This is a genomic window from Alkaliphilus transvaalensis ATCC 700919, assembly GCF_000621485.1.
In the GTDB taxonomy this organism is placed as follows: Bacteria; Bacillota; Clostridia; order Peptostreptococcales; family Natronincolaceae; genus Alkaliphilus; species Alkaliphilus transvaalensis.
The window spans coordinates 219,702-243,033 of sequence record NZ_JHYF01000001.1; the positions used below are offsets into that span (position 1 = coordinate 219,702).

Annotated in this window: 23 protein-coding genes; 21 read left to right on the forward strand and 2 right to left on the reverse strand. The window is 33.7% G+C overall.

What is annotated here, in order from left to right; genetic code table 11:
* Positions 1–4 precede the first annotated feature (4 nt).
* The 11 genes from xseB (at position 5) to T335_RS0101050 (ending at position 11,555) form a co-directional block, all read left to right on the forward strand.
* Positions 5–232 (forward strand): exodeoxyribonuclease VII small subunit, encoded by a 228-nt coding sequence (xseB, locus tag T335_RS0100990; protein ID WP_026475876.1) that lies wholly within the window; start codon positions 5–7, stop codon positions 230–232.
* Positions 233–235: 3 nt separating this feature from the next.
* Positions 236–1,123, forward strand: a complete 888-nt coding sequence (locus T335_RS0100995; RefSeq protein WP_026475877.1) for a polyprenyl synthetase family protein — start codon at positions 236–238, stop codon at positions 1,121–1,123.
* A gap of 18 nt (positions 1,124–1,141) precedes the next feature.
* On the forward strand, positions 1,142–1,600 hold the full coding sequence (locus T335_RS0101000; protein ID WP_026475878.1) for a divergent PAP2 family protein: 459 nt from the start codon (positions 1,142–1,144) through the stop codon (positions 1,598–1,600).
* Positions 1,601–2,298: 698 nt separating this feature from the next.
* The gene (locus tag T335_RS0101015; protein WP_242837233.1) at positions 2,299–2,913 is read left to right on the forward strand and encodes a hypothetical protein; all 615 of its coding nucleotides are present in this window, start codon (positions 2,299–2,301) and stop codon (positions 2,911–2,913) included.
* An 18-nt stretch (positions 2,914–2,931) separates the two neighbouring features.
* On the forward strand, positions 2,932–4,833 hold the full coding sequence (gene dxs / locus T335_RS0101020) for a 1-deoxy-D-xylulose-5-phosphate synthase (protein ID WP_026475880.1): 1,902 nt from the start codon (positions 2,932–2,934) through the stop codon (positions 4,831–4,833).
* A gap of 14 nt (positions 4,834–4,847) precedes the next feature.
* Positions 4,848–5,654 carry a TlyA family RNA methyltransferase gene (locus T335_RS0101025; protein ID WP_026475881.1) on the forward strand — a complete coding sequence of 269 codons (807 nt, stop codon included), beginning with the start codon at positions 4,848–4,850 and terminating at the stop codon, positions 5,652–5,654.
* Between the two features lie 174 nt (positions 5,655–5,828).
* Positions 5,829–6,278, forward strand: a complete 450-nt coding sequence (locus T335_RS0101030) for an arginine repressor (protein ID WP_026475882.1) — start codon at positions 5,829–5,831, stop codon at positions 6,276–6,278.
* 12 nt (positions 6,279–6,290) lie between these two features.
* Positions 6,291–8,000, forward strand: a complete 1,710-nt coding sequence (gene recN, locus T335_RS0101035) for a DNA repair protein RecN (RefSeq protein ID WP_026475883.1) — start codon at positions 6,291–6,293, stop codon at positions 7,998–8,000.
* Positions 8,001–8,285: 285 nt separating this feature from the next.
* Positions 8,286–9,587, forward strand: coding sequence for a SpoIVB peptidase (spoIVB, locus tag T335_RS0101040; RefSeq protein ID WP_026475884.1), 1,302 nt, complete (start codon positions 8,286–8,288; stop codon positions 9,585–9,587).
* A 163-nt stretch (positions 9,588–9,750) separates the two neighbouring features.
* Positions 9,751–10,560 carry a sporulation transcription factor Spo0A gene (gene spo0A / locus T335_RS0101045; RefSeq protein WP_026475885.1) on the forward strand — a complete coding sequence of 270 codons (810 nt, stop codon included), beginning with the start codon at positions 9,751–9,753 and terminating at the stop codon, positions 10,558–10,560.
* 470 nt (positions 10,561–11,030) lie between these two features.
* Positions 11,031–11,555 carry a hypothetical protein gene (locus tag T335_RS0101050; RefSeq protein WP_026475886.1) on the forward strand — a complete coding sequence of 175 codons (525 nt, stop codon included), beginning with the start codon at positions 11,031–11,033 and terminating at the stop codon, positions 11,553–11,555.
* A 238-nt stretch (positions 11,556–11,793) separates the two neighbouring features.
* On the opposite strand, the gene T335_RS0101060 is transcribed toward T335_RS0101050, so the two are convergent.
* A complete protein-coding gene (locus T335_RS0101060; protein ID WP_026475887.1) occupies positions 11,794–12,615 on the reverse strand; it encodes a RecX family transcriptional regulator in 822 nt (273 codons plus the stop codon).
* 144 nt (positions 12,616–12,759) lie between these two features.
* Between T335_RS0101060 and steA the strand changes: the two genes are divergently transcribed.
* The 5 genes from steA to T335_RS0101085 are packed head-to-tail and all read left to right on the forward strand — an operon-like array spanning position 12,760 to position 17,381.
* Positions 12,760–13,881 (forward strand): putative cytokinetic ring protein SteA, encoded by a 1,122-nt coding sequence (gene steA / locus T335_RS0101065; protein ID WP_026475888.1) that lies wholly within the window; start codon positions 12,760–12,762, stop codon positions 13,879–13,881.
* A 13-nt stretch (positions 13,882–13,894) separates the two neighbouring features.
* Complete coding sequence (locus tag T335_RS0101070; RefSeq protein WP_026475889.1) at positions 13,895–14,752, forward strand: copper transporter; 858 nt, start codon at positions 13,895–13,897, stop codon at positions 14,750–14,752.
* A gap of 12 nt (positions 14,753–14,764) precedes the next feature.
* The gene (locus tag T335_RS0101075; protein ID WP_026475890.1) at positions 14,765–15,442 is read left to right on the forward strand and encodes a glycosyltransferase family 2 protein; all 678 of its coding nucleotides are present in this window, start codon (positions 14,765–14,767) and stop codon (positions 15,440–15,442) included.
* Between the two features lie 20 nt (positions 15,443–15,462).
* Complete coding sequence (locus T335_RS0101080) at positions 15,463–16,275, forward strand: MraY family glycosyltransferase (protein ID WP_026475891.1); 813 nt, start codon at positions 15,463–15,465, stop codon at positions 16,273–16,275.
* A gap of 11 nt (positions 16,276–16,286) precedes the next feature.
* Entirely contained in the window at positions 16,287–17,381 is a 1,095-nt protein-coding gene (locus T335_RS0101085; RefSeq protein ID WP_026475892.1) for a DUF3866 family protein, read from the forward strand.
* Here T335_RS0101085 and T335_RS22140 read toward each other — a convergent pair.
* Positions 17,358–17,495 (reverse strand): hypothetical protein, encoded by a 138-nt coding sequence (locus T335_RS22140; protein ID WP_156943601.1) that lies wholly within the window; start codon positions 17,493–17,495, stop codon positions 17,358–17,360. The genes T335_RS0101085 and T335_RS22140 overlap by 24 nt on opposite strands.
* A gap of 104 nt (positions 17,496–17,599) precedes the next feature.
* Between T335_RS22140 and T335_RS0101095 the strand changes: the two genes are divergently transcribed.
* The 5 genes from T335_RS0101095 to T335_RS0101115 all read left to right on the forward strand — a co-directional run bounded on the left by T335_RS0101095 (position 17,600) and on the right by T335_RS0101115 (position 22,869).
* A complete protein-coding gene (locus tag T335_RS0101095; RefSeq protein WP_034327396.1) occupies positions 17,600–18,133 on the forward strand; it encodes an NUDIX hydrolase in 534 nt (177 codons plus the stop codon).
* 111 nt (positions 18,134–18,244) lie between these two features.
* Positions 18,245–18,880: a stage II sporulation protein M gene (spoIIM, locus tag T335_RS0101100; RefSeq protein ID WP_026475894.1), complete on the forward strand. Its 636-nt coding sequence runs from the start codon at positions 18,245–18,247 to the stop codon at positions 18,878–18,880.
* 108 nt (positions 18,881–18,988) lie between these two features.
* Positions 18,989–19,873 carry a site-specific tyrosine recombinase XerD gene (gene xerD, locus T335_RS0101105; protein WP_026475895.1) on the forward strand — a complete coding sequence of 295 codons (885 nt, stop codon included), beginning with the start codon at positions 18,989–18,991 and terminating at the stop codon, positions 19,871–19,873.
* Positions 19,874–20,071: 198 nt separating this feature from the next.
* Positions 20,072–21,253, forward strand: a complete 1,182-nt coding sequence (locus T335_RS0101110; RefSeq protein ID WP_034327473.1) for a phosphopentomutase — start codon at positions 20,072–20,074, stop codon at positions 21,251–21,253.
* A 455-nt stretch (positions 21,254–21,708) separates the two neighbouring features.
* Positions 21,709–22,869 (forward strand): D-alanyl-D-alanine carboxypeptidase family protein, encoded by a 1,161-nt coding sequence (locus T335_RS0101115; protein WP_026475897.1) that lies wholly within the window; start codon positions 21,709–21,711, stop codon positions 22,867–22,869.
* The last annotated feature ends 463 nt before the right edge of the window (positions 22,870–23,332 follow it).

Here is a 23,332-nt window from a genome sequence, read left to right on the forward strand (position 1 = left end):
ACTCTTGAAGAAAAGGAAATTTGAAGAGGCGATTAAAAAGCTCGAAGAGATCATGCACCAGTTAGAGGATCAAAATATGGAATTAGAAGATTCTTTAAAACTATTTCAAGAGGGTGTAGAACTATATCAATTTTGCCATCAAAAACTAAATGAGGCAGAAGAAAAAATCGCTATGATTATTGACGAAAATGGGGTTTTGAAGCAGGTTCCCTTTGAGACAGAGGAGGAATAGACAATGGAGTGGAAAAATCAACTAGAGGAATATCTTAGCATAGTCAATAGACAGTTAGATGACTACTTTAGCATACCTGAAGACAAAAATAAAAAAGTTGTTGAGGCAATGAAATATAGTATGTTTGCTGGTGGAAAGAGACTTCGTCCTGTACTGGCATTGGCATCTTACAACTTATTTGCAGATGACTTAAATAAAGTGATGCCCTATGCTTGCGGATTAGAAATGATTCATACCTATTCATTAGTACATGATGATTTACCTGCTATGGATAATGACGACTATAGAAGGGGAAAACTAACAAACCATAAAGTATTTGGAGAAGGGATGGCAATCCTTGCTGGGGATGGTTTATTAAACTATTCTTATGAAGTTATGTTAAGGGACGCTTTGAAAAGAGATGAACCAAAACCTTACCTAAGAAGCATAAATGAGATTGCTAAAGCGGCAGGAATCTATGGCATGATTGGTGGACAAACTGTTGATCTAGAGAGTGAAGGGAAAGCCATTGATGCAGATACCTTAGATTATATTCATCATAACAAAACAGCAGCATTAATTACTGTACCCCTTAAAATAGGAGCAATTATTGCAGGTGCATCTGAAAAAGATATAGAAAATATGGCTTACGTCGGTCAGCAATTGGGTTTAGCTTTTCAGATTAAAGACGATATATTAGATATTGTTGGAGATCAAGAAAAACTTGGTAAAAAGACTGGTAGTGACCAAGATAACGAAAAATCAACATATCCTAGTCTCCATGGTCTCGAATTTTCAATTAATAAGGTGAGGGAGCTAACTAATAGTATCAATGAGATCCTATCTACATATGGTGAAAAAGGAAGTTTTCTATACCATTTGAGTCAATATTTGATTGATAGGGAAACGTAGATTTAAGGAGGGATGACAGTGGGCTTTTTTGATACCGTTGGCAATAACAAAGTATTATGGGTTTCAGTTTTAGCATGGTTTATTGCACAATCCTTAAAAGTAATACATACCCTGATTGTTGATAGAAGATTTAATGTTTGGAGGTTTGTTGGTTCTGGTGGCATGCCCAGTTCCCATTCTTCCTTTGTGATGGGCCTCTCTACATCAATAGGGTTAGTTCATGGATGGGACTCTACCTTGTTTGCAATAGCTATTGTTATGGCTTTAATTGTTATGTATGATGCAGCCGGTGTTCGTAGAGCTGTAGGAAAGCAAGCGATTATTATTAATAAGATGATAGAGGATCTTCATAAGAAAAAGGGTAAGAGAGAGAAAAACGTAACAGAACAACGATTGAAGGAGCTAGTAGGCCATACACCAATTGAAGTGTTTGCAGGTGCCCTATTAGGGGTTGTAGTAGCGTATCTATTGATTTGATATAAAAATTTTAGTATGTTATAATTTTTGTAATTATTTCAGTGGTGCAGTATTCTAGTCAATTTTCCTGGCTTTGAAGGCGGGGCTAAAAATCCGTCAAAGGGCACATCGATGAAGTTCCTAGTAACGGCTGCTGACGCCCAGTTGGGGGTCGTTGCTGGGAGTAAGGAGATGGGGGCGATCTGCAATGGCATGCGGGCGATGACCCTCGCTTCGTGGAGACCGATTATAATTTTAATAATTATAGTGGGGAGAAACCTATAGGAGCTCTGATTGGGCAACCCTGTAGAGTAGCCTGCCTTGAGTGGGATAGGTGGATAAGTGGATCAGTTTCTGAAGGATAGGGCCCATCTAACGGATTCATTGCCGCTTGAAACCTATACTGCAAAAGAGGCTAAGAGTTATGGGAAATTGTAGAGGAAAACTCCTAGACTGTTCGTTTGACGAGATACATCAAGGATTACAGTGCGGACTAAGTGGTAATCCAGTCCTGCTTTTGGTGACAAGGTAGAGTTTAATTTAAAGGGAAACCGCTGCTATGGCGACAGGCAGTATTAAACTGGGAAATCCAACTGGACCTAAGCCGTAAAATTTACTTGATGTATTACCACTACCAATTAGCTGATAGTGATTACTATCAGCTTTATATTATTATTTTTTCTTTTGAGTTAAAGGACTCTATAAATGGGGGGATTTTTTTGTCGGTTGGCAGTAAAAATGTGAAAAAGGGGAATACTGATAAAAATAGTATATGGAAGAAATATAATCTTCATTGGGTTATTATTATTTCCATCTGGACTTTTTTCCTTACAATCGGTATAAGTATTTTATCGGAAATTATATTAAGTAATACAAGTTTAGTGTTTGCTTTTACTATTCTATTGATAATCGTAACCGTAGGAGTAATCAGTGATATGATTGGTATAGCAGTAACAGCTGCTGTCGAAACACCTTTTCACGCTATGGCAGCTGATAAGGTTGAAGGTGCAAAATGTGCCATCAGATTATTAAAAAATGCAGGTGTCGTATCAAATTTTTGTAACGACGTAATTGGAGATATTTGTGGAATTGTTAGTGGGGTGGCAGGTGCCACCATTATTCTTAAATTGCAAACTACAATTGTTCCTAGATCGTTAATGACCATAGTGATAACTGGGTTCGTTGCCTCCTTAACAGTAGGGGGGAAAGCGATGGGAAAAAGTGTTGGTATAAATCAAGCACAACTAATTGTGTATAAAACTGCTAGAGTATTAGACTTTATAAGTAGTAAATTTGGGGTAGATTTAATTCCAGAAACCAATGGTAGAAAATAAGAAAGAGGATGAGCGATCATGTATAAATATCTAGAACAGATTAACTCACCCAGTGATTTAAAAAAGTTGAAGGAATCTGAAATGGCAGCTTTAGCAAAGGAAATTCGAAGATTTCTTGTTCATTCAGTTTCTAAGACAGGTGGGCATTTAGCATCTAATTTAGGGGTAGTGGAGTTAACGTTAGCAATGCACACAGAATTTGATAGTCTTAAAGATAAGTTTATTTGGGATGTGGGACATCAGAGCTATGTGCATAAAATATTAACAGGGAGAAGAAATGACTTTAGTAGTTTACGTCAATATAAAGGATTAAGTGGCTTTCCAAAAAGAAAAGAAAGTCTTCATGATCACTTTGACACTGGGCATAGTAGTACTTCAATATCGGCTGCCCTCGGAATGGCTACTGTTAGAGACTTAAAAAAAGAAAAGCACTCAATTGTTGCTGTAATAGGGGATGGAGCATTAACTGGAGGAATGGCTTTTGAAGCTTTAAATCACGCTGGTCAAAGTAAAACTAACCTAATTGTGATTTTAAATGATAATGAAATGTCCATATCAGAGAATGTTGGAGGACTATCAAAATATTTAAGTAAGATTCGAACTGCACCAGTTTATTCAAAGGTAAAAGGTGATGTTGAGAACCTAATTAGCAATATACCAGCAATTGGCAAAACTATGGTAAAAACTGCTGAAAAGGCAAAGGATGCCATTAAATATTTTTTTGTTCCAGGAGTTTTGTTTGAAGAATTAGGACTAACCTATATTGGCCCCATAGATGGCCACGATTATAGCGCCTTATGTAAGGCCCTTAAGCAATGTAAAAACATATCTGGCCCAGTATTACTACATGTATTAACAACAAAGGGGAAGGGGTATTCATTGGCAGAGGCCAGCCCATCAGACTTCCATGGAGTTAGTCCCTTTAAAGTAGATTCGGGTAAACCTGTCTCAAATAAGAAAAAGATATCTTATTCTGATATAGCTGGAAATACTTTAATTGAATTGGCAGAAAAAGATCAGCGAGTGGTTGCTATTACAGCTGCTATGCCAGCAGGAACAGGGTTAACAACCTTTGGAGAACGGTTTCCAAAAAGGTTGTTTGATGTAGGAATTGCAGAACAACATGCAGTAACCTTTGCAGCAGGAATGGCTGCCGAGGGATATAAACCCTTTATCCCCCTTTATTCGACCTTTTTACAGAGGGGGTTTGATCAGGTTGTACATGATGTATGTCTTCAAAACTTGCCAGTCACTTTATTAGTGGATCGAGCAGGCCTTGTAGGCAATGACGGTGAAACCCATCACGGAACCTTTGATATATCATTTTTATCTTGTATTCCTAACTTAACCTTTCTTTCTCCAAAGGATGGTAGGGAACTAAAACAGATGATTAAATACGCATCTAAATCTAGTGGACCAGTTGCGATAAGATACCCCAGAGGTAATGTGGATAATGCAGAGGTTGATACTAACGAAGAAATTGTAACTGGTAAGGGAGAAGTAGTATATGATGAAGGACGAGATCTTGTTATTTTTGCCTTAGGACATATGAATGGGGTAGGTTTAGAAGTATGCAAGAATCTTGAAGCTAAAGGGATAAAAGCCGCCTTAATAAATCCTAGATTTATTAAGCCCCTTGATGATTACTTAATTCTACAATATGCTGATAAATGCAAATATATCTATACAATAGAAGACCATGTTAAGATCGGTGGTTTTGGAACTCAGGTATTAACTCTTTTAAATGATAATAACATAAAAAAAGATATGAAAATATTAGCGTTACCAGACATATTTATTGAGCATGGAGATGTAGAGAGCCTACATAATTTTTACGGTTTAACTGTAGAAAGAATTACGGAAGAGATATTAGAAGATTTTGTTGCAAATAGTAGAGGGAAAGTAGTAATTAATAGATAATTAGGAGATTGGTAATGGCACAGAAGATAAGGTTAGATCAATTATTATTTGATAAGGGCTACTTTGATAGTCGAGAAAAGGCCAGAAGAACAATAATGGCAGGGCTTGTTTTTGTAGATCAACAAAAAGTGGATAAGCCAGGAACTAAAGTAAGTGAAGATGCTGTTCTTTTAGTAAAAGAAAATGCAATTCCTTATGTAAGCCGTGGGGGCTTAAAATTAGAAAAAGCCATTAAAGAATTTGATATTGTTTTACAAGAAAAAGTCTGTCTTGATATTGGAGCTTCGACAGGAGGCTTTACAGACTGTATGTTACAAAATGGAGCTAAAAAAGTATTCTCTATCGATGTAGGATATGGACAGTTAGATTGGAAGCTTCGCCAAGATGCTAGAGTTGTTTGTATGGAAAGAACAAATATTAGATACGTTAAGCAAGAAGAATTAGGAGAAATGGCAGACTTTGCTTCAATTGATGTTTCTTTTATATCTTTAAGATTGGTATTGCCAGTTGTTAAAGAATTAATTCGTGATGGTGGAGAAATTGTAGCATTAGTTAAACCACAATTTGAAGCAGGTAGAGAAAATGTAGGAAAAAAAGGAGTTGTGAAGGATATAAAGGTTCATCAACAAGTAGTAGATGATATCGTTAATTTCTGTCACGCTAGCAATTTTTCTATTATGAATTTTTCATTTTCACCTATTAAAGGGCCTGAAGGTAATATTGAATATTTATTACATTTATGTAATGATTCTAATTCTAAAATGGTGATCTCTAAAGAGGATATCAATGTAAAAGTCTTAGAATCTCATCAAATGCTTTAATGGACCACTAATAAAAGCCAGCTGTGCTGGCTTTTATTTTCGTATACAAAAATTAATATGTTTAAAAAAAATTAGAATAATATGTTATCTTGAAGGAAAATGAATTTTTATGAAGAATAATAAAAATACAACAAAGTGGATATAGATTATTAATGTTAATAAAGGAGGTTTACCATGAAGTATACAAGGCATGCTAAAATATTAGAAATAATCGAAAATCAGGAAATTGAAACCCAAGAAGAATTATCAGAGGAACTTAAAAAAATTGGCTTAAATGTTACTCAAGCAACAGTTTCAAGAGATATTAAAGAATTAAGATTAATAAAGGTGTTGGCTAAAAGTGGAAAATACAAGTATGCTACATTAAAAAGTCAAGACTCTGTTTTATCGGATCGATTAATTAGACTCTTTAAAGATTCTATACTTTCAATAGACCATTCTGGAAATATGTTGGTGTTAAAAACGATTCCAGCAGCAGCCCAAGCAGCAGCTTCTGCTATTGACGCTGCAGGTTTAGATGGAATCGTAGGCTCTGTAGCAGGGGATGATACAATTTTTGTTTTGATAAGAGATCATGAAAAAATGGAAGAAGCCATGGAGAAATTTAGAAAATTGATGAAGTAGAGGAGGCTCTTTATGTTATTAGAGCTGGAGGTAAAAAACTTTGCATTAATCGATGAACTTTATCTTCAATTTGATAAGGGGTTAAACATCCTTACAGGTGAAACAGGTGCAGGTAAATCAATTATCATTGATGCAGTAAATATGGCTATAGGAGAACGGGCTGACAGGGAATTTGTCCGCTCAGGAACTAATAAATGTACCATACAGGCTTTATTTAATACAGATGGGATCTTTGGACTGAAGGATTTATTGGGTCAATATGGTATTGAAGAAGAACAAGATCATTCATTAGTCGTAACAAGAGAGATTTATGCCAATGGCAGAAGTACTGGTCGTATAAATGGTACAATTGTCACCCAAGGGGTCTTAAAAAACATTACCCAGAAGTTAATTGATATCCATGGACAACATCAGCATCAATCTTTATTAAATACTCAATCTCATATTGATCTGTTAGATGCTTTTGGTGGACAAGAAGTTGAAATTTTATTAAAAGAAATTTCAATAGAATACCATAATCTTACAAATCTAAAATCACGTTTAGCATCAATTTGCTCTAATGAAATAGAACGAGAGCGGAAAATAGACCTCTTAAAATTTCAAATTCAAGAGATAGAAGCAGCTCAAGTTAGTAGTGGAGAAGAAGATGCCTTAAATCAACAGAAAAATCGCTTAGCTAACAGCGAAAAAATTTATAAGGCAGTGGCAGAAGCATATACTGAACTACATGAAGGCAATCGGCAAGCCCCGATGATAGATGCCCTCTCAAAGATTATTAATCAGTTACAACATGTAACAAGCTATGATGAAAAACTAGAATATTTCCATCAGTCTTTAGAGGAAGTATTATATAAATTACAGGACATATCTAGAGATATAAGAGATTATAAAGAAGAAATTAATTTTGAACCAGAACTACTAAATGAAGTAGAGAGTCGTTTAGATACAATAAATAACTTGAAAAGAAAATATGGAAAGTCAGTTGATGAAGTACTTCATTATTTTAAAAGTATTCAAAAAGAATTAGACTTCTATCAAAATAGTGAAGTGGAAATAACTAGATTAAAAAAGGAAATCGAAGAAGCACAAAAAAAGGTCGTAAGCAAAGGATTAGTATTAAGTAATATTAGAAAAAAAATTGCTTCAACCTTTCAACAAGAACTAACTCAAATTTTAGAAACCCTCAATATGGGAAAGGTTTCCTTTGAAGTAGCTATCAATCATACGTATGATTCAAATAATAACTTTAAGGTTAATGAAAAAGGCATTGATCATGTTGAGTTTAAAATATCAACTAACTTAGGTGAGCCATTAAAGCCATTAGCAAAAATAGCTTCTGGGGGAGAAATGTCGAGAATTATGCTGGCCTTAAAAACCATCTTAGCAAATGTAGACCATATTCCAACACTTATATTCGATGAAATTGATACTGGAATTAGTGGACGTACAGCTCAAGTCGTTGGGAAAAATCTCTATCATATATCCCAAAATCATCAAGTAATCTGTATTACCCATTTACCTCAAATTGCCTCTTTAGCAGATAGCCATTATTTAATTGAAAAAAAGCAACTAGATCACTCAACTAAGACGGAGGTAAATAAAATAAATGTTGAAGAAAGAATCAAAGAAGTTGGCCGCCTTTTAGGTGGAGAATTAACTGATATTACTTTAAAACATGCAAAAGAACTGATAGAACAAGGAAATCTTAAAAGAAAATCTTAATTTTCTCTTAAGATTTTTTTTGATGAAGTAAATCATATTAAACTGTTAGCATGAAAGTTTTTAACGTCATTAATATTAAATTTAACACTAAGTAGCGAATTTTTGTTTTGAATTCATTAATATAAATTTAAAGTTAATTATGGAATTTCCAATTATTCAAAAGGATAAACAAAAACTGACAAGTTTTAAAAAATTTATATATCATAATCACTGTCCCAAAAAGCCAAATTAAGTATAGCTATAAAGAAATGAAGGCAATCCAAAAATTGCTGGGAGAGTGATGAAATGAGACACAAAAGAAAATTGTTATTTTTAGGAAATTTAATTCTTTGCACCTTCTCTATTATGTTAATCTATCTGGTGGTACTGGACTTTACTGGAGCAATCCCATCTGAATATAATATAAAGGTTGGGGATGACTATGTAATAGATGCCAGATTTCCTTTATCGTTTACCTACGATCTAGAGGAAAATAGCATTTTAGAAGTGAACCCAGTAGAAGAATTATCGAAAACTTACCTAGGTAGAAATAACGGAATCCAGTTAAAGACATTGGAGAAAGGCAGCGCAGATCTTCACTATAAAGTATTGGGTTTAATACCTTATAAAACTGTAAAAGTTAATGTAGTGCCAAGATTAGAGGTTTATCCAGGGGGCCAATCAATAGGCGTAAAACTGAATACAGAAGGTGTGTTAGTGGTAGGTGTAGCAGAAATAACCGATATTAGCGGAAATAGACACAGTATAGCAGAAAAGAATGGAATTAGAATTGGGGACTCCCTCATTGCTATCAATAATACAATGGTTGAGAGTTCTCTACATGTTGCAGAGCTTGTTCAAGAAAGTAACGGAGAAAACTTAGAATTAGTTTTAAAGAGAAATGGAAGGGAATTTACTGCTAACGTAACTCCCATTCAATCGGGAGAGGATGGAAGCTATAAATTAGGTCTATGGGTAAGGGACAAAACAGCAGGTGTAGGTACTTTAACCTTCTATCATAAAGATTCTAAGAAGTTTGGAGCCCTTGGTCATGGTATAGCAGACGTTGATACAGGTGAATTAATGTCTATCAAAGATGGAGAGATAATGAATTCTAAGGTTATTTCAATACAGCCAGGTAAGAAAGGTCGTCCTGGTGAAATAAGAGGAATCTTTAATGACGTCAACAGTCCTATAGGAAGACTTGAAAAAAATACTGTACATGGTGTCTATGGAGAAATGATAAGAGACTTTCCCAACAATAAATTTAATGTCCCAATGGAAATAGCCTATCAGCACGAAATTAAAGAAGGACCAGCATACATTTTAACAACATTGGATGATAATCAAATTAATAAGTATGATATAGAAATTTTAAGGGTAATCAATCAATCTAAAGCCGACAGTAAGAGTATGATTATAAGGATAACAGATCCTAGGTTATTAGAGAAAACTGGCGGCATAGTTCAAGGTATGAGTGGAAGTCCTATTATTCAAGATGAAAGAGTGGTAGGTGCAGTAACCCATGTTCTAGTAAACGACCCCACTAGAGGTTATGGAATCTTTATTGAGTGGATGCTACAGGAATCAGGGGTTTTCGACAATTAACGACAGGAAAATGTAAAATATAAATGAAAAACAAAGAAAAAAAGAAAACGATTTTTACTCAATAAAGTCAATATTTTTTATTTTTCAGAAGGATAAGACCTCCCTTTGTCGAAAGAGTAATTTAGTAAATTTTAAAATTAAAGTTAATCAGGGGGCGATACTTTTGAACAATGAAAAAATTAACGTATTAATTGCTGATGATAATGAAGACTTCTGCGATATTTTATCAGAATATCTGGAAAGACAGCAGGATATCGAAGTCGTCGGAGTTGCAAAAGATGGAGTAGAGGCTGTAGAAATGATAGCAAAAAGAACGCCTGATGTGGTGGTTTTAGATATAATTATGCCTCATCTTGATGGTTTAGGGGTTTTGGAGAAATTAAATGCCATTAATTTGGAGAAATTTCCTAAGATAATTATACTTTCAGCTGTAGGACAAGATAAAATTACCCAAAGGGCAATTAGTTTAGGTGCAGATTATTATGTAATTAAACCTTTTGATTTTGAGGTTTTTATAGAGAGAATCCGTCAAACAATGGGTGGAGCAACTGCTAATTCTGAAAAGAAAAGACCTATGGCACCTCAAACAACGCAAAAACAAACTTTCGTTACCAATAATAAGAGTTTAGAAGCAGAAATTACAAATATTATTCATGAAATTGGGGTACCTGCCCACATAAAGGGCTATGTATATTTAAGGGATGCCATCACGATGGTAGTTGGGAATTTAGAACTTCTAAGTGCAGTAACTAAGGAACTTTATCCTTCCATTGCTAGAAAATATAACACAACAGCCAGTAGAGTTGAAAGAGCAATTCGACATGCCATTGAAGTTGCATGGAGCAGAGGAAGAGTAGATACCATTAATGCTCTTTTCGGTTATACAATAAATATTGAAAAGGGGAAACCTACAAATTCCGAATTTATAGCGATGGTGGCAGATAAATTAAGATTACAACAACAGGTAGGATAATATAATAAAAAAAACATTTTTTTTAGAAAAACACTTCTTTTTTCAAGAAGTGTTTTTTTTTAACGAATAGGAAAGTTCAACTTTAATTAATCTTAAAATAATAGAACTTTACGTAATGAGTTTCAACATAAGCAGATCACCAATTTAATGGATTAAATTGTGTAAGTCCCTTAGTTTCTTCACCTAAAGTTATCCTTTGAATCTTCCGAAGGAAGACTTTGTTTTACATAAATAGATTATTACTGAAATGCAAAAAAATAGTAAAAATTAACAAAAGTTACCTTTCATCAAGTTAGGATAATTAGAAGATAATTAACTCATCAAAGTTGAAAATATTAATAAAATGAAATCAAATATTTAAAAATTTTCATAAAATTCATTTACATTTACCTTGAACCAATGTAAAATTTAGGGTATCATTCTATTATAGGGTTTTAGTTTGATTGGGGTTACGGAAAGGAGGAATAACAATGAACTTTGGAAGTATCAAAAAGGATATTTACTCTTTCAATTCCCTAATAGAAGCTAACAGTAATGAAGATCACGGTTTAATCAATAGAGAAGCTTTATTTTACATTTACCATTACTTTATTATATTAAATATTCAACGGTTAGAATTTGAAGTAGCTTTACAATTTATTAATAGCGCATTAGAGCTCAAAGGCCAGATAAGCCTCCATCATTATATATGGATCTGTACGACTAAGGCTAAATGTCAAGTAATGCTAAAAAAAACGAGGGATGCTTTAAATAGCTTAAAAGAAGGGCTACCTTTTGTCGAAAGGACAACTACTGATGAGATGCTTATAGATTTTCATTTTACAATAATTCAAGTATGCATTAAGTTGAGGGAATTTGAAGATGCTTTAAGTCATCTTCAACAATTAGAAAGTTTTATTTCAAAGAAAAACATAAATTTGATTCTTAACCAACAGTTTCGTTATTACATAGAAAAAAATAACCCTTCAATTGAAGAATATAAGCTAATGTTTTGATAAAAATAGTGCATTTTGAGTTAACGATAAGACAAGAAAGGGAGGATAAGAGAAATGATAATTTTTAAAGTATTAATTTTATTCCCTAAAATTGGGATAGAATGGGTGCGAAATGTTAATCATTTTATTTTGAGAAATGAACATGACCCCATCCCTGAACCAATGTAATAGAAAACTCCCTTTGACTAGTTGTTAGTATATAGGGAGTTTTGCAATTTAACTAAATCGTTTTTTGCTGTTATAATTCTGCTAACACTTTTCTTATGACTTCTTGCTCATAGCCCTTTTGGTATAGATAGGCTCCAACTCTTTGCTTAAGTAGGAAAGAAGAGTCATTATTCTTTTTAGAGAGTTTGTCAAAGTACTTTTTTCCTATTTTAAGGGCCTCTTCCAATAAAAAGTCAGATTGCTCTTCTAGGGCCTTTACTAAATCAGGATCTGTTTCTAATATTCCCAGACATTCCGTGATAATGGTCCAATCATACCCTTTTGACATAAGGCGATTCGTAAGCTTTTGCTTAATTTGATTTAAAGGAAGACTTTTCTTATTCATAAAAAACTGTTGGCCAATCTTAATTGCATTTCCCAGTTCTTCTTCGTAGGAATAGGACTTTAAATTACCTTCGATAATTTTTTCTTCTATGCCCTTCTTTGTTAATTCTTGTCTAATTAATCTTTTACCCTTTAATTGATTCTGACAACGATTCTTAACATAAGTTTTTGCATACTCCTCATCATTTACAAATTGATAGTCCCTTAAACGAACAATTGCTTTATTAACTATTTCTTCATCAAAACCTTTTTGTACTAAATAGGTAAAAACTTCTTGTTTTGATCTTGAGCGAAGGGCTAAATAACTAAGTCCTTTATTAAATGCTTCTTTAAAATTATCTTCATAAATAATTTCAGTAATTGCAGATTCATCAATTTTGTTACCAGTTTTTAGCTTAAGCTTAACAATCAGTTCATCGTTGCATGAGAAAGCATATTGGTGGTCAAGATAAATATTAAAACGATATAGATTCTTTTTTTGTTTTTCAATAGAAGTGATCAATTTCAAAAAAACACATCCTTATATATATTTCATAATTTCATTAAGTTAAATCTGATTATTATGATGAGGTACAATTTCCATAATAGATAAGTAGAATGATTCCATCAATATTACAAATACTAAGTAAAAAGACTTTATGGAGGTTTTATTATGTTAAAACCAGCACCTGTTAAGTTAGATAAAAGAACCAAGAACTTAATTTCAAGATTAGAAGCAGGTGATATAGCTGTTATCCATCATAGGGATTTAGATGAAGTTGCAGCCAAATCTTTAGTTTCTAAAAAAGTAGCAGCAGTAATTAACTGTGACTCATCAATAAGTGGAAGATACCCAAACCTTGGTCCAACCATACTAAATAATCATAACATACCACTACTAGAAATAGAAGATGTAGACATTTTTGAACTTATAAAGGATGGAGACGAAATAAGCATTAAAGACGGGGTTTTACTGAAGGAAGGGATTGAATTAGGATTAGTAAAAAACATGACTAAAGAAGTAATAAAAGACCTTTTAGAGAAGGCAGAAAAAAATATGATGGTGGAACTAGAGAAGTTCGTTGATAATACACTATCCTATGCTTCCAAGGAAAAGTCAATCATTTTAGAGGAAATACCAATGCCTAATACCAAATTACCTATTAAGGGAAAACATGTTTTGGTTGTTGTAAGGGGTAAAAACTACAAAGAAGATCTACAGACAATCATTTCATATATTAAAGAGGAAAAGCCTATATTAATTGGTGTCGATGGCGGGGGAGATGCCCTCTTAGAATTTGGACTGGTACCAGACCTAGTTGTTGGAGATATGGATAGTATTAGTGATCATTGTTTAAAAAAAAGTGGAGAAATAATCGTTCATGCTTATCCCGATGGTAGAGCACCGGGGTTAGAGAGAATAAAAGACTTAGGGTTAAAGGCAGCGACAATTCCCTTGCAGGGAACTAGTGAAGATATTGCCATGCTATTTGCCTATGAAAAAGGGGCTGAATTAATTGTAGCAGTAGGTGCCCATACTAATATGATCGATTTTTTAGAGAAGGGGCGAAAAGGAATGAGTAGTACCTTTCTAGTAAGAATGAAAATAGGAACAAGATTGGTAGATGCAAAAGGTGTAAGTCAGCTCTACTGTAGCAATGTAGAGATTAGTCATATTTTCTGGGTTGGGGCAGCTTCTTTAATACCCATACTCATTATTGCAGGACTATCACAACCCATACAGTACTTAATTAGGCTACTTCACATAAGACTAAGACTATACTTAGGACTTTAGGAGGTAATAAACTATGGTTATTAATATGAGATATTATGTTATAACAATCGCATCAATTTTTCTTGCATTAGGCATTGGAATCTTTATTGGTTTTAATATGGATAGTGATGACCTTTATTTAAGCCAACAACAAATTATTGTAGATGCTCTAGAGGAAAAGTTTAGTCAGTTAAATATGGAAAAAGAAAACTTTACGAAGCAAATAGAAGAGTTGATGGTGGAAAATCAACGGAATACAAGCTTTATTGAGAAAGTATACACTGAGGTAACTAATAATCGACTTTATGGATTAAATATAGGAATTATCATTACATCGAAGGACTATTACTATCATGATATTCGGACAACACTTGAAGCATCAGGGGCGAATGTTCCAATAGAATTTCTTTTTACAGAAAGAATATACAATATCGAATATGAAGAAATTTTAGAGTTAAATAGTGCCTTTAACTTATCCTTAAAGGACGAAGATGATGTTCTGGAGGTAATAAATGATAGTATCGTTTATTTACTAACTTTTGGGATTAGTAATGAAAAATTAGATTATTTTATAAGAAATAATTTCATACAAATCAAAGGCAATTTATTAACATTAGAAAGTTCGCCTGTCGATTATGTTGTCATTGCAGGTGGAGGACTTAATCCTAATAAGAGGATTGAAACCCTAGATTTAGATATCATTAGGAAATGTTTAAAAAATTATATACCTGTTGTGGGGGTAGAAAGGCAGGATGTCCAATACTCATATTTGCCCCATTATGAAGGATTAAATATTTCAACTATAGACAATATTAATACTACAATGGGTAGAATTTCATTAATCTTTCACCTAGAAAATGAAAGACCCTTTATGACCAGTGACCATGAGTAGGAGATGAAGCTCTTGAAACCAAATATTTCAGTGATCATACCAGCATATAATGAGGCCAAAAGAGTTGTGAAAACCATAAAGCCGCTACAAATGATTAAGGAAATTAATCATATATTTGTTGTAGATGATGGTTCTTGTGATGCTACAGGAATAGAGGTTCTAAAGTTAGAAGGCGTTAATTTATTACAGCATCAAATTAATCAAGGTAAGGGTGCGGCATTGTTAACGGGTGTAAAGGAAGCTATTAAGTTATCGGACATTATTGTATTCCTTGATGCAGATTTAGGTGACTCAAGTGTTGAAATAGTAAAGCTAATCGATCCCATCCTTAAGAATGAAGCTGATGTTACCATCGCTAAATTTCCACCAGCCAAAAGAAAGGGTGGCTTTGGACTGGTGAAAGGGTTGGTGAAATTAGGATTAAAGATACATACTGGCAAAGTTATTTCATCAGCTTTGTCGGGACAGAGGGCCTTTAAAAAGGAAGTCTTGCAGGAGGTAAACTTAAATGCCCATGGTTATGGTATCGAGTTAGGAATGACTATAGATCTATTAAGAAAAGACTTTAGAATAGTAGAAGTAGAAGTTAATATGACCCACCATGAAACAGGTAGAAATTTTAAAGGGTTTTATCATCGAGGAAGGCAGTTTTGGCAGATATTTAAGGTTATCATAAAAAAAAGGAAATAAACGGGTAGAGGTGGGGTTTAATGGATCTATTTTTAGTTTTTATAACTAGTCTTTTAACAACTTATGTTGCCCTTCCCTTTATTAAAAGTATGTTGGTAGAGGGTAATCTTTTAAAGGAAAACTACCGAAGGGAGGTTATTCCTGTTGGTATGGGGATAACACTGATTCCTGTATTGTTGATTCAATTTTGTTTAATTAGTCTTATCTATGAAATACATGTAAACACATTACTGCTATTTCTTGGTGGAATTCTAACTATGGCCTTTGTAGGAATGTTAGATGATTTGATGGGAAATAGAGAAACTTCTGGATTTAAAGGACACCTAGGTTCTTTTTTAAAGGGGAGACTAACAACTGGCGGGTTTAAAGCAATTATAGGAGGGATGATTGCCTCACTAATTGCTTTTCTGGTTTCCCCTACAATTATCCAATTCATTGTGAACTTATTAGTAATAGCTTTAATGACAAATTTAATCAACCTATTAGATTTAAGGCCAGGTAGGGCAATTAAATCTATTTTCTTCTTGACTTTAGTTTTCTTTTTTGTAGGTTTAACTAGAGAATCACAGTTGATATTAGCTGTTGTTATGGGATATTGTGTAGTTTATTTTCCAATGGATATTAAAGGAAAGGCAATGATGGGAGATGTTGGCTCAAATACCTTAGGGGTTTCTCTTGGAATAGTTGCAGTACTGAGCTTCACCTTTTTTTTAAAGGGGATATTATTAATAGGGTTATTAGGTATACATTTAGTTTCAGAAAAATACTCAATCAGTAAAATAATACAAAAAAATGGCTTATTAAACTATATTGACCAATTAGGAAGGGAATAGAGGTGATCTCTTTGATTAGTTTGGAGTCAGGTATTGTAAAGCAGATCTTAAAAAAAAATAAAAATAGGATGGATTTAGTAGTAGAGGTTGATGGGAGAAAAGAGAAAGCCATAAATTACATCGACTTGACGGGAGAAGTTAAGGAAAATGATAAAGTACTATTAAATACCACCGCCATGAAGCTAAAACTAGGAACCGGTGGTTATCATTTTGTACTACATAATTTTTGTAACCATGATAATGAAAAAAGAGACGTAATGGATGGAGGGCATATCATGAAGTTAAGATATACGCCTTTACAGTTTAAAGTATTTGCAACTGAAGAACAAGAAAGCCCCCATCACAAGACATTTTTAGAATTTAGATCCCTTGAAAAAATGCCAGTTATTGTCGGGAGCCTCCATAGTATGTTATTACCAATAAGTACCGTTCTAAAATATCTTCGACCAGATATTAAAATTGGTTATATTATGACAGATGCTGCAGCCTTACCTATAGCCTTAAGTAATACCGTAGAACTTTTAAAAGAAAATCATATCATTGACAAAACCATCACCATAGGACATGCCTATGGTGGAGATCTAGAATGTATTAATATTTATAATGCATTAATAGCCGCAAAGGAAATTGCTAAACTAGATATTGTAATTGTTACTATGGGGCCAGGAATTGTAGGAACAGGTACTCCTTTTGGCTTTACAGGAGTAGAACAAGGGGTAAACTTGGATGCTGTAGAGCTACTAGGTGGAACCCCAATTGCTGTCCCAAGAATCAGTTTCTCAGACTTCAGAAGTCGCCATCGGGGGATCAGTCATCATAGTTTAACCGTACTAGATAAAATCAATAGAGGAAGATCCCATGTTATTATTCCAGAATTAGAAGATGAAAAAAAAGAATTTTTATATAAACAGATAAATAACTTGAAAATAAATGAAAAACACTATATTGTAGAATTAAATGGAAACATTATTACAGAAGCCTTAAGTCGTTATCACTTTACTGTAGATACCATGGGTAGAGGTCTAGAAGAAGATCTTGCTTTTTTCCAAACATGTGGTGCTGCTGCCCAATACGGTTTAGGCCTACTTGAGGATAGGTTTTTGTAGAAATTCTTTTATTGTTGTGTTTTTTGGATTTTTCTCTACAATTTCAGTTAAAAATATCCGTAATTGATGGGCTTTACCAGTAAAGAAAAGTTTGTCCTTAGTTTTTTTAATCATCATAACACCCCATTGTATTAATTATAGTTATCGATATCAATAGAAACTTATCTATGATTTATTAATTTGTACTATTATATTGATAGGGAGGGAGATTTATACCTATGGATGAAAAAACCGTTAAAAGTGAAAGAATTTATGAGGGGAAGGTAATCAATTTAAGAGTAGATATGGTGGAATTACCTGACAGAAAATACTCTAAAAGGGAAATCGTTGAACATTCAGGAGCTGTTGGAATAGTTGCCATAACCCAAGAGGGAAAGCTTCTGTTGGTTAAGCAATTTAGAAAGCCTGTAGAAGAAATATTAATTGAAATTCCCGCCGGAAGAATAGAGACAGAAGAGGACCCTAAAGATACAGCTATAAGAGAACTTAAAGAAGAAACCGGTTATGGGGCTAGGAAAGTATCTAAGATGCTAGACTTCTACACAAGTTCAGGTTTCTCTAATGAGGTGTTACATATATTTTTAGCAGAAGATTTAGTTGCTGGGGAATGCTGTCCCGATGAAGATGAATACATAGAAGTACTTAAAGTAGATATAGAAGAGGCACTTTCCATGATTTCAAATGGCAAGATAAAAGATTCTAAAACGATTATTGGAATTTTATATTATCAAAACAATTTTATTAACCGTTAATTTGTAGATTTTAACTTGTTTGATAGAAAATACATAACAGGACAAGGCATAAAACTTCTTTTTTAGGCATATTGATTTTATAGTATAAATGTCTAAAGAGGAGGTTTTTATGTGCCAAACAAGATGATTGAAAACATTAAGAAACACGTTAAGGAAAATTTACTGATATATTTTATAGTAGTTCTTTGTTTCTTAATAGGGGTATCAGTTGGGGCCTTTACCGTTAAGGCTATTGATCCCCATCAAAAACAAGAACTAGTGTCTTATTTAAGGGGATTTTTTAACATTTTTGGTCAAAATCAAATTAAATCTACGGAAGTATTTCGAGAGTCAATTATAAATAATACGCAATTACTAATATTAAATTGGATTTTTGGATTGTTAGTGATTTCAGTACCATTAGTTTTAATGGTTATCGGTTTCAAAGGATTTGTTATTGGATTTACTGTAGGTCTTTTATTAGAGGAATTTAGGTTATATGGTGTTCTTTTATTTTTATTTGGTGTCTTACCTCAAAATATTATTATTATTCCAGCCTTTATTATGGCCGCAGTGGTATCTTTAAGTTTTGCGCTACTGGTCTTAAAGGCAAAAATAAATAAAGTCAGAAACTTTAGATTCTCAAAACAGTTTACCATTTATAGTGGCATTCACCTTGCCATTTTCGGAATTTTGCTGACATCTTCCCTGATAGAATCATTTATTGTACCATTTTTTATTAAATTGATTGTTAAGTATATCCTTTAGACTTTAAGGTGTTATATTACAATTTAAATAAATATTTTATTTCTTGCAGGAATTAATAAGGATTTAACGAATAATTGTAATATAATTGGATAGAGGGAGTTTTTTATTATGTATGAAATAATTACAGATTTTAGTAATTTTCTAACAACTGAAAAAAATTTATCGGCTAACACTTTAGAATCCTATAAGCGTGATATTAAGCAATATATTAACTATTTAACAGAAAATAATATAAAAAATTTAGCAATTACTACAAAAACAACCATTATTACATATTTAATATATTTGCAAAACAAGGGGAAGGCTACTTCAACAATATCTAGGAATATAGCCTCTATTAGATGCTTTTATCAATTCTTATTGATGAATAACCAAGTAACTAAGGACCCTACATCAAATCTAGAGTCTCCGAAAACTGAAAAGAAGGCACCAAGCATTTTAACCTTAACTGAAATTGATACCCTTTTGAATCAGCCAGAAGCCACGTCAACAAAAGGAATTAGGGATAAGGCAATGCTAGAATTGCTCTATGCGACGGGAATTCGAGTTAGTGAACTAATTTCATTAACAATTGATGACCTTAATTTAGAAATGGGTTATATTAGGTGTACTACAGGCTCAAAGGAAAGGGTAGTGCCCTTTGGATCAGTGGCTTTACAGGCATTAAAAGACTATATTGAAGAACACCGCAAATATTTGGTTAAAACAAAAAGTGAAGTAATTTTATTTTTAAATTGTCAGGGGAAACCCCTTACAAGACAAGGTTTTTGGAAAATTATTAAAAGCTATACTAAAAAAGCAAATATTGAAAAAACCATTACTCCCCATACACTAAGACATTCATTTGCCACCCATTTAATTCAAAATGGTGCAGATTTAAAGTCAGTGCAAGAAATGTTGGGACATTCGGATATATCAACGACACAAGTTTATATGAATCTTTCTAAGAACAAAATAAAAGATGTTTATAATAAAACACATCCTAGGGCCTAATGTTAGGTCCTATTTTTCGCTAGCAATGTTATTATCACACTTTGGGGGCTGTCTATTGCAGACTAGTAATTAAATCTCTACTTTTCTAAGAAGTAAAGAATTCTAAAGTTGAGGTCTCGAAAAAATAAATTACTAAGTCTATAGTTCTAAGATAACAGGGTATAATAACAAAAAATAAAGGAGGAGAGAAGAAACATGATGATTAATCGAGTTGTATTATTTGTAATGGATAGTGTTGGGATTGGCGCATTACCTGATGCGGCAGACTTTGGAGATGTTGGAGCCAACACTTTAGGAAACATTGCCTTAACAACAGGCGGTATAAATATGAAGAATTTAAGAAATCTTGGGATGGGAAATATTGATGGACTTAAAGGAATAGAACCTATAGAAAATCCCAAGGGTGCCTATGGTCGATCCGAAGAAGTATCTAACGGGAAAGACACAACTACTGGTCATTGGGAAATGGCAGGTCTTCACGTTATTGAGCCATTTCAAACTTTTCCCGACGGATTTCCACCAGAAATAATTGAGAAGTTTGAATCGAAGGTGGGAAGAAAAGTGTTGGGGAACAAACCCGCATCGGGGACAGTAATTCTAGATGAATTAGGTGAAGAACACATGAAAACTGGAAATCCCATTGTATATACTTCAGCTGATAGTGTTTTTCAAATTGCCGCCCATGAAGAGGTTATTCCTTTAGCAGAACTTTACAAAATGTGTGAAGCTGCTAGAGAAATTATGATGGGAGAATATGCCGTAGCTAGGATTATAGCAAGGCCCTTTAGTGGAGAGGTAGGTGCCTTTAATAGAACGCCTAATAGAAGAGACTATTCCTTGGACCCTATGGGAGAAACGATCCTTGATTTTGCTAAGACAGCAGGATTAGATGTAATTGGCGTAGGAAAAATAGAAGATATTTACAATGGTAGAGGAATTACAGAAGCAATACATACTAAAGATAATATGGCAGGAATAGATGCAACGATAGATTATCTAAAAAAGAATAATAGAGGAATTATTTTCACCAATTTAGTAGACTTCGATGCTAAATATGGCCATAGAAGAGATGCTATAGGTTATAAAAATGCATTGGAAGAAATGGATGCTCGAATACCTGAAATATTAGACCATTTAGGGCCGAGGGATATCATCATTTTCACTGCTGATCATGGGAATGACCCTACCTATAAAGGAACAGATCATACGAGAGAGTATGTACCTATTATAGTTTATGGAGATATGGTCAAAGAAAATGTAAATTTAGGGACTAGAAAGTCCTTTGCTGATATTGCAGAGACAATAGCTGATCTTTTAGAAATTTCTGGAACAGGAAAAGGGGAAAGTTTTAAGGATTTAATTCTTATAGATCATCAATAAATTATCTGAATTAATATAGAAAACAAGGTAAATAAAGATATATAAAGAAAAATAAAAAGAAACAAATAAAAATAAATAAAAAGAAGCAAATAAAAACAAAAAAACAAAGAAAAATAAATGTAAACAAAGATGACAAAGAAAAACAAATAATATAGGAAATATAAAAAATAAATGTATAGGAAATACAAAAAATAAAAGTATAGAAAAAAAGAATTAGCCTCTAGATTAATCTAGAGGCTAAATTTATACTTCAACATAGTAGATAACTGATTTAATATGAATATATTATGCTACTATCATAGTTTACTCACTATAAATCATATTTTAGAATTCTCAACAGAAATTTTCTTGTAAAATTTTACATAGACTATTTCCTCCTCTGTCTTCTTCTTATAGTATAAGGAACTTCTGACATGGAAAACCTAATTACAAACCTATAAAAGGAGGATTAAAAAATGAAATTGATGGGAAAAATGTTGAGCATTGTTTTATTAGTTACTCTCCTCTTAAGCTTTTCCATTCCAGAGGTTGAGGCGGCACAGCCCTTCGATATAAATGCAAGATCTGCCATATTGATAGATGCTGCCACTGGAACAGTTCTTTATGAAAAAAATATACATGAGGCTTATCCACCAGCCAGCGTAACAAAGATTATGACTATGCTTCTTGTTATGGAGGCAATTGATGAAGGGAAACTAACTTTAGAAGACAAGGTAGTGGTAAGTGAGCATGCCTCTAAAATGGGGGGGACTCAGCTTTATTTAGAGCCAGGAGAGATTAAAACAGTTGAAGAATTAATGAAGGGAATATCCATACGCTCTGCAAATGATGCCTGTGTTGCAATAGGTGAACATATAGCTGGTTCTGAAGAACTTTTTGTTCAACGAATGAACGAAAGAGCTAAAGAACTAGGGATGGAAAACACTAATTTTGTAAACACTAATGGATTACCTGCCGATGGACATGTTACGACTGCTTATGACATATCTCTGATGTCTAAGGAATTATTAAAACATAAGGAAATCCATAGATGGCTAACTACATGGATGGATGAAGTGGTCGTAGGTAAGAGTCAATCGGTACAACAATTAGTAAATACAAATCGTTTGATCCGCTATTATGATGGTGCAAACGGAATTAAAACTGGATACACTAGTGAGGCGCTTCATTGCTTATCAGCTTCTGCCACAAGAGGAAGTACTACTTTTATATCAGTTATAATGGGTGCCCCAACGTCCCCTATTAGATTTAGTGAAAGTACAAAATTACTTGATTATGGATTTGCAAACTATAATACAGTAGAGGTCGTAAAAGAAGATAGTGTTGTAGGGACAGTGCCTGTTCAAAAAGGTAAAGGATTAGAGTTAAACGCAGTGGCTAAAGAAGATTTAGCCCTCTTAGTTAAAAAGGGTGAAGAAGGAAAGGTAGAAAAAGAAATCATCTTGCCTCAGTTTGTTCAAGCACCAGTGATGAAGGGTGAGAAAATTGGTGAAGTGATTGTAACAGTTGATGGAAAAGAAGAGGGTAGGGTAGACTTAGTAGCTCAGGAAGATGCTGAGAGGGCATCTATCATTGATATTATGAGTAGAATGTTTAGGAAGATTGTCGGGAGTTAAAAGTTTTATAAATGTGTCAGCATTGATACTAAAATAGTTGACTTTTATGAAGTCCAAAAACAATATGATTAATAGATTATGGGTAGTAGGGTGCTGCTAGGGGTTGTCTTAAAATGATTCTTACAATTATTAAAGGCAGCGCCTTTTTTCTTTTTGGTGTGTATTCAGTAAAGCTGGACCACACTTTCTGGTGAAAGTCCATCATCACGGGTAATTACCAAGAAGTCTGTTAGCTAATCCCAGTGCGTCACAGTAATGTGGGGTACCAAGCGGAAGGATAAAGTACCTGTCTAAAAAGCAAGGCGAGCGAAGGTACAGGTCGTAACATAAAGTGAATTCTGCCGTATCGTCAAAAAGGTTTCTGGTTAGAAGTCGAGCCTTGCAAAAATGGGCGAAGACCATGGAAGATAGGGAGAACTTGGAGAGCACTATCGAAGAATCCCTCGGTGTATAGGAAGCGACA